This window comes from Rhizobacter sp. P2_H2 (genome assembly GCF_056403375.1).
Genome location: NZ_JBFUFP010001511.1, coordinates 1 through 990, shown reverse-complemented (window position 1 = coordinate 990; position 990 = coordinate 1). Strand labels below are relative to the sequence as shown.

The following is a 990-nucleotide window of genomic DNA, read 5'->3' as shown; positions in this document are numbered from 1 at the left end:
GGCGCAGGGGCGGGGGCGGGGGCCGGGGCCGGGGCGGGAGCCGGCGCCGATGTCGCCTCGGCCGTGCCTTGTGCCGTCGTCGGCGTGATCGGCGTCGTCGTGGTGGCCGGCGCCGCGGTGTCGGGCGAAACCAGCGAATCGGTCGTCGTGCTTTCAGAGATGCGGTCGACGCGCAGGCCCGGCGTCAGCCCGCCGCCGCCACCGCCCGTCAAGCCGGCCGCGGGGGCAGTCTCGGTGTCGGGCTGGTTCAGTTCGGCGATCACACGGTCGATGTCGGCGACCGGCGGCGTCGCCACGGCCGTCGGCAGCGCCGGGGCGGCGGCCATCGTGATCATCGGCGAGTCGAGGTCGTCGAGCCGCACGATGCCGTCCTGCGTCGTCAGGAGCATGTCGCCCTTGTTCACCACATCGCCGACCTGCAGCGCCCGGACGTGGCCGTCCGGCGTGCGGATCAGGGCTGCACCCCACAGTGCGGAAACCTTGCCGTGTTGGGTTTGGACGATGGTGGGCATGGGATTTCCTCGGACGCAAAACTGGCCAGAACTTACCAGTCAGGATATCCAGAAACCCAGCGCTTATGTACGAACCTACGGGGCCATTTCGTGACCGGAATCACCAAATCCGGCCCTTCGTGAGCCAATAAGGAAGTTTGTGATCAGCGTTCGCGCAGCGCGTTGGACTTGACCTTCAACACCGGCTTCAGCACGTAGGCGAGCACGGTCTTCTGGCCGGTCAGCACGTCGACCTCGGCCGTCATGCCCGGGATGATGGGCATCTTCTCGCTGAAGTTCGAGCGCGTCGTGCGCACCCGCACCAGGTAGAACGCGTTGCCGCGCTCGTCGGTGATGGTGTCGGGGCTGATGTTCTCGACCTGCGCTTCCAGCCCGCCGTAGATCGAGAAGTCGTACGCGGTGAACTTGACCGTCGCCGGCTGGCCAGGGCGGATGAAGGCGATGTCCTTCGGCGCCATGCGCGCCTCCAGCACCAGGT

At 67.6% G+C, this 990-nt stretch carries 1 protein-coding gene and 1 pseudogene; both read right to left on the bottom strand.

Translation table 11 applies throughout. The annotated features are described in order from the left end of the window. A pseudogene (locus AC1D15_RS34345) lies at positions 1–512 on the bottom strand (hypothetical protein); the annotation flags it as partial. A gap of 143 nt (positions 513–655) precedes the next feature. Then, positions 656–990 (bottom strand): beta-barrel domain-containing protein (locus AC1D15_RS34340; protein ID WP_477829592.1); only part of this gene is annotated, 335 nt, incomplete at its 5' end.